The sequence below is a fragment of the Pontiella sp. genome (assembly GCF_041622395.1).
Classification (GTDB): Bacteria; Verrucomicrobiota; Kiritimatiellia; order Kiritimatiellales; family Pontiellaceae; genus Pontiella.
In genome coordinates this window covers 1-7,214 of record NZ_JBFJYW010000205.1, presented here as the reverse complement: position 1 = coordinate 7,214, position 7,214 = coordinate 1, and the positions used below count along the sequence as shown (strand labels likewise).

Annotated in this window: 4 protein-coding genes; all 4 read left to right on the top strand. The window is 63.0% G+C overall.

The annotated features are described in order from the left end of the window. The coding region (locus ABYO54_RS11810; protein WP_372808456.1) for a hypothetical protein at positions 1 to 1,070 on the top strand (1,070 nt) is incomplete at its 5' end. Positions 1,071 to 1,102: 32 nt separating this feature from the next. After that, on the top strand, positions 1,103 to 5,062 hold the full coding sequence (locus tag ABYO54_RS11805) for a TolB family protein (protein WP_372808455.1): 3,960 nt from the start codon (positions 1,103 to 1,105) through the stop codon (positions 5,060 to 5,062). Then, positions 5,062 to 5,898 (top strand): rhodanese-like domain-containing protein, encoded by an 837-nt coding sequence (locus tag ABYO54_RS11800; protein ID WP_372808454.1) that lies wholly within the window; start codon positions 5,062 to 5,064, stop codon positions 5,896 to 5,898. The genes ABYO54_RS11805 and ABYO54_RS11800 overlap by 1 nt, the downstream gene beginning before the upstream one ends. 31 nt (positions 5,899 to 5,929) lie before the next feature. Continuing rightward, the coding region (locus ABYO54_RS11795) for an InlB B-repeat-containing protein (RefSeq protein WP_372808453.1) at positions 5,930 to 7,214 on the top strand (1,285 nt) is incomplete at its 3' end.

The following is a 7,214-nucleotide window of genomic DNA, read 5'->3' as shown; positions in this document are numbered from 1 at the left end:
TCAAGGTCGAGCAGACCTTCGAGACCCACGTGCCGCAGCCGGTTATGGTGGTGACGCCTCCTTGGCAACGCTTCGACAACATCGAGCCCGGCTTCCAGGTGCGTTTCATGGCCACCGTCAAGAACCACGGCCTGATTGCGCTGAACGATCTGGAGATTGAAGGGCAGTCCTTCAGCTGGGGTTCCATGGTGCCGCTGGTCGAATACCTGCCGCGGCTGGATCCGTTCCAGGAAGTGCAGATTCCGATCGTGGTCAATTACTACGGGGAAGAGGGCGGCGGCGACCAGGCCCAGCGGCAGAGCGCGTACTCGCAATGCTTGAGAGACATGTTGGGTGCCTTGGCGAACTTCAGCGACAACCTGAACAACCTGATCGACCGCTTCTCCGGGGGCTACCAATGTGTGAATTCGATCGATCCGCAAACGGCACGGACGGTGATTCAGGCGTTGCTGGCGGCTCATGATGAGTGGGGCAATGCGGCACCTCCCGGACTCTACGAATTGGCCATTATCATCGGCTGTGGATTGGCCGACAGCAGTGGCAGTGGTTCCGGCGGTCCCGGAGGCGGTCCGTCGACTGGAGGGGGAACGGCTTACGGCAGCGGAAGCCCGGTCTGCATGGCGCCCGATACCTCTGTGCTGCTGGCCGACGGCCAACGGCTCGAGGCGAGCCTGCTGGCGGTGGGCGATCGCGTCCGCAGCGGTTCCGAAGAACACGAGGTGGCCGTCGTCGCGGAAGTGGTCCACGGCACCGGCGCTCACTGGATCACCCTCGGTTTCGAGGACGATCCGGAACAGCCGCTGACGGTCACCGACGAACATCTCGTCTGGATCGACGGCACGGGCTGGGTTGCCGCGAAAAACGTGCAGGTGGGCGATGCGGTCTTCACCGACGGCGGCCTGCGGATCCAGGTGGTTTCGGTCGAGGCCTTCGAAGAGGAACGGCCGCTCGTTTCCGTGCGGCTCAACGGCGGCAATGCGATGTTCGCCGAAGGCATTCTGGTGCACGACCAGTGCGGCTGGTGGACGCCGACGGATGTTAAAGCCCTGAATGGGGAGGTGGCGCCATGACCCGGTATTTACACAACGATGGGATGAGAGGAATGAAAGCAAAAGATCCGGTTCGGTTTCTTGGGGGAGGTCTGCTGGCGCTGGCGTTGCTGCTGCCGGCGGCCGGCCTGGCGCAGCAACAGTTCCAGGGCGTTTGTTCGCGGGTGAAGATCGAGATCCAGCAGGAACTCTCGCTCGAGCGCATCGGCTTCCTGGCTACGCTGGAGGTGACGAACAACGACGGCGTCGATTCGATCACCGATTTCAGCGCGGCGCTCAGCTTTACCGACCCCGCCTCCGGGGACGGCGAGGAAAACAATGCGGCGGACCGGTTTTTCGTGCGTGCCCCCGAGATGGAAAACATCAACAGCATCAAGGGGCAGGGCATCATCGCGCCGACGCAGAAGGCGGTGGTCCGCTGGTTCATTGTTCCGAAGCCCGGTGCGGGCGGCGAGGATCCGGCGGGCAAGCGATACCGCGTCGGTTGCAACCTTTCGGCCAAGTTCCAAGGGGCCTATTTTCCGGATGATGTGCTCTTCGCCGTTCCGGACATCATCACGGTGCAGCCGCAGCCGCTGCTGGACATCGCCTATTTCCAGCCGCGCGACGTGCAGGGCGATGATCCCTTCACGCAAACGGTCGAGGCGCCGATCCCGTTCATTCTCGGGGTGCTGGTGCGCAATGTCGGTTATGGGCAGGCCCGCAGCGTGATGATCCGGTCGGAACAGCCGCGGATCGTCGAAAACGTGCAGAATCTGTTGCTGGTTCCGCGCCTGCTGGGGGTGCGCGTCATGGACTCGCCGCTCGATCGGACCAGTCTGACCGTGAACATCGGCGACCTGGAGCCGGGCACCGCCCGCAAGGCGTCGTGGGACATGATCACGACGCTCTCCGGCGAATTCGTCGAATTCAAGGCGTCCTACACGCATGCCCCGGAGTTCGGCGGCGAAGAAACCTCGCTGATTACCAATCTGGTGGCGCACTTCATTGCCAAGGAAGTGCTCAACGATCAGGCCGGGCGCGACGACGTGCTCGACTTCCTGGCCGACACGGACCGCGACGCCAGCATGATTCCGGATGCGTTGTATGAAAGCGAAGGGCAGATTCTGCCGGTGAACCATATCGTGAATGCGGCGTTTGGCCCGCCGCCGGGGCCGGGGCAGGAGCTGGTGGTGGTCGATTCCGACCGCACCGACTGGTGCTACATGCGCCTCACCGATCCCCAACAGGCCAAGCTTCCGATCGAATCGGTGGTGCGCAACGACGGAAAGGTGGTCAACGCCAACAACTATTGGACGAACATCCGCTATCGCAAGTCGGACAACGCCAAGCTGACGTATCTCAATATCTTCGATCTGTGCAATCTGGGCTCGAACAGCTACACCGTCACCTACGGCGGCGTCCCGGAAGATACGGATCCGCCGGTCACGACCATCGAGTTTGCCGGCGTCGAGGTGGGCGTGGGAACCAACCACTACATCACCGACGAAACCCAGATCTTCTTCCTTTCCACCGATGAAAGCCCCGTCAGCATCGTCTACTCGATCACCAATGCCCCGTTCCAGCCGGCTTATCCGTTCTGGATCCGGGAAGCGGGGGATTACACGGTTTCGTTCTTCGCGACGGATTCGCAGGGCAACGTCGAAGAGACCAATACGGTGCGCATCGTGGTGAACGGCGAGCTGCCCGGACTGCAACAGTTCGCCAAGGACGCGGAGAGTGTGCTGCTCACCGGCGACGCGCTTTCGATCCGACCGGGCTCAACGCGCATATCCTTCTCCTCCTCCGATAGCGCGCTGGCAACGGATGCGAGTGTGGAAATTTTCCGCGGCATTGTTCCGTGGACCACCGTCAGCAATACGCCGTGCTCGCCCAACGCGCTCGGCTCGGCCACGCTTTACGTGGGCGGGGAATATGTCGATTACTACAAGTACCAGGTCGACGGCGGAAGCTGGTCGTCGCAGCAGATGGTGGCTCAACCGATCTCGCTCACCGGCCTGGCGAACGGCATGCATACGGTCAAGATCCTCGGTCGTCCAAGATATGGCAGCTATCCGCCCGAGTCCGCGGCGCTGGTTGCGACGTGGGAAGTCGATTCCTCGGTCAACCCCGTGCAGGTCAACGGGGTCCCGGCCAGCCCGACGCGGCTTGACTATGCGACGCTGTCGGTCGGTGGAACCGGCGTGACCGACTATCGCTGGCGGATCGACGAAGGCTACTTCCGCGCCATCGAAGCGGTCTCCGAACCGTTCCATGTCGAGAAGCTGGTGCCGGGACTGCACACGGTGGATGTGCGCGGGCAGGTCGGCGGCGTGATGGAAGGAAGCAACGATTTCCATTCGGTTTCGTGGATGGCCAACCCGCTCTACGGCCATGGCTATGCCGAATCCGACAAGGTCCGCTCGGTCACCTTCACCAATGTGGGTTCGGCGGTCACGGACTGGGTCTGGGACGGCAAGAATGAAAGCGGTTCGGATGTGCTTCCGGGCTGGTACACGGTTCGCCTAACGCTGGTGAACGAACTGTCGCAGACCAACTTCGCCACGATGCTAATCGAGGTGGAAGACCTCTATGCCGCCGGCGAAGTGCTGGCCGCCGCGGCGCGCGGCCCGAAGACGCCCTATGCCCGCGGCCGCTGGATGGTCTGGCAGGACCAGAGCGACGGCTCGCCCGAAATATTTGCGCTCGACCTTCATGCCGGCAGCGGGGCTCCGCGCCAATTGACCGTGGGGACCTTTACCCAGAAGAATCCGAAGACCGACGGGCACTATGCCGTTTGGCAGGGACGCCGCAGCGACGGCAGTTGGGATGTCTACATGGCCGATCTCGACAACACCGGCGCGGTGGTGCGGGTGACTTCCACGCTCGGGAAAGACGAGATCAATCCGGATATCGATTGGCCGTGGATCGTTTTCCAATCCAAGTCCACCAGCCGACCGGATGATCCGTGGCAGCTGCATGCCATCAACCTCGTCGAAGGCGGCGGGGCGGTTGCGCTGTTGCCGGGCATCGAAGACCAGCTCTATCCGGATCTCGATGCCGGCCGCGTGGTTTGGGCCGACTGGCGCGATTCGGGGCCGGGCGAAATCTATTACATGGATCTGGAGAAAGACACCTGGTTCCGGGTCACCGACAACATCTACGGGCAGTACCATCCCGTGCTCCAGAACCACTGGATCGTTTGGCAGGACAACCGCCATTCGCAGGTGGAACTCTATGGCTACGACCTGCTGCGAAAACGCGAGGTCCGCATCACCGACACGCCGGAAAACGAGGCGTTTCCGTTCCTCGACGGCGGCTGGGTCTGCTGCCAGGAGGATTCGCTCGGGACGGGGATCTTCAACCTGCGCCTGATCCACCTTTCGAATCTGGCATCCATTCCGTTGACCCGTTCGACAACGACCAAGCAGTCCCAGTCCGTCAACGGACGCAAACTGACCTGGCTCGAAAGCGGCGAGGTGAAGAGCGCCGAGCTGCCGGCCATCCAGGCCGTTTTCCGCAATATGAATGCCGTGCCGGTGACCCGCTCGGTGGCCGAGCAGGCGACCGATGCCTTTACGTTGCTCGAACGCTGGAACTCGGCCGTCGGCGTAACGGAAATCAGCCGCTTCACATCGGTGGTTCCCGCCCTTGTTCAAGAGACCGCCGTCTGGAGTGGCGGGAGCACGGGCGACAACTTCCCGCTGGAGGAAGGCGACTTCCTTTGGATCCGCTTCGGCGATGCTTATGTGGCCGACATGGGCGCATCCTCGCTCGAATCCATCGACCTGCAGGCCGGAGTAAACGTGGTCAGTCTGACGGACTTTCCGCAGCCGTGCACGGCGCACCGCCTGATGCGCGGGCTTGGGTTTGGGAACGTGCGGGCCCTGCGCATGCTGGATCCGGCCTCCGGCCGCTGGTTCGCCGCGGAGGTGCGGCAGGGCGAGTTGCTGGGCTATGATTTTGCAATTCCCGCATCGGCCGTGCTGCTGGTGGATATGCGGCAGGCCGTCAACGATTGGAGGCCGGAATAATGAAAACACGACTCGGAAAATATGGGATGGCCTTGGCCGTGTGGTGCGTGGCGGCAGGCAGCTGGGCGGCGACCCCGGCGGAGTTGCAGGCGCTGTTGGCCGAAGGCGAAACGCTGACGTTGATCGACGTCCGGGAGCGGAGTCTGTATCAAGCCGGGCACATTGCGAATGCCATCAATGTGCCGTTGCGGGTGGTGGGCAGCAAGAAGTTGCCGCCGCTGGGGCGCGTGGTGGTGTATGACCGCGGGCTGGGCGGGAACGATGCCGCAACTGCGGTGCGGATGCTCAACGAAAAGGCGGGCATCCAGGCCGAGGTGCTCGAGGGCGGCTATGCCGCTTGGGAAGCCAACCGCGGCTCCACCACCCGTGCGGCCGGGTTCCACCGTGAACAGCTCAACTATATTTCGTACCAGGATCTTTCCGGCTTCGGCGAGGGCGATGTGGTGCTGGTGGATCTGCGGACGCCGAATGTCGAGGCCGGCGGCCGGTTGACCCGGCAGGGCACGACGGCCGCGGCGGCCCCGTTGAGCGTGCTGGAGGATAAGTTCCCCGGCAAGGCGGTGGTGAAGTCGCCGTTCGATATCCCCGCCGTGGCGGCCCGCGCCGGCGGCGAAAATTCGTTGAAGCGGATGTCTGAAGCGGAGCCGGTTCCGGTGATGGTGCTGATCGACAACGGAGACGGCGAAGCGGAAAAAACCGCACGGATTCTGCGGGCCAACGGCATCCGCCGGGTAGTGATCCTGGCCGGCGGGGAACGGATTGTCGAGCGCGACGGTGCCCCGGGCCTGCAGCGGATGGGCATGGGGACGCAGACGGTGGAGGGAGACGATGAATAGGAAACCTATACGACTTCGTCGAGGATGCTCGATGGCCGATTTCCGGTTGCCGGATTTGGGGGGGGCGGCACCTTGGTTGATTGCGGTTCTGCTGGCGACGGCTGCATGGGCGGCGCCGGAATTCGACCGGGTTACTGCGGTGAACGCGACGCCCTCGCAGTTCGATCTCTTTGTCCGGACCACGGAACCGGCGGGAACCTGGGTGGAGGTTTTTGCCGATGCGGCCGCCACCGTGAACCTGGCCGGCGAGGTGGGGATCGAGGAGTCGCCGGTCTATACGGGCAATCCGGGGCTGACCACGAACTACTACCGGCGCGCGGACATCCGCGCGATCCAGGCCGGGGCGGCCGACAAGGGGCTGGCGCTGCACCGGATCTCCGGTTGCGAACCGCTGACGACCTACTATTGCCGGGTGCATGCAACCAATGGTTCGGGGTCGGCGGTCTGGCCCACCAACGGACTCTTGGCCATGACGACCGAGCTTGAAAACGATTTCGTGCTCGAATCGCGGCAGTTGCTGCTGCAGCTCGACCCCACGATTTTTGCGCCTGTGCCCGAGGGGGCGATCGGCGTGCTGACCGCCATGGATGCCAGCGGGCCGATTGCTTCGTTCGTCGGCGACGGCGTGTCGGGAAGCGAGATTTATTTCGACCTGAGCAGCCTGTTTTCCGCTGCATCGCATGTGAATATGGCGCCGGACGGGCTGACGCAATTCGAGGTTACGCTGTACGGCCCGTGGGACCAGGTGGAACTGACGGCTTCGTTCAATGTCTCCTTTTCCAACCTGACCGAGGTGGCGATGGCCGATACGGGCCTGTTGGGCAATCTCCTCATTCTGGATATCCGGTCCATTGCCGGGCTTTCGGTGCCGCCTCCGGGGCTCTATACGAACGCCTACGGGTCGCTCATCAGCTGTTCGGTCACCAATGGGTTCTTCTCCGACGGCACGACGCAGCACACGCTGGCCGGATGGACGTTGGTTGGAATGGAGTCTTCGTCGGGCGCGGGCGCCTCGGTGGAGGTTGAACTGACCAACAGCATGGTGCTGACCTGGGAATGGAATACGAAGTACTGGCTGGATACGGGTGCAGGAAGCTATGGCCAGGTCGACCAGCCCGACCAGTGGATCGACGCCGATGCGGTCATCATTATCACGGCGCTGCCGGATCTGTTCTACCATACGGAGCAGTGGACGGGCGATGTGGCGGGAACGACGCCCGGCGTCAACCAGCTGGAGGTGCCGATGACGCAACCGCGCTCCATCTTTGCGCTCTTTGCCGAAAACACCACCGCCAACGGGGTGCCGCAGCGCTGGC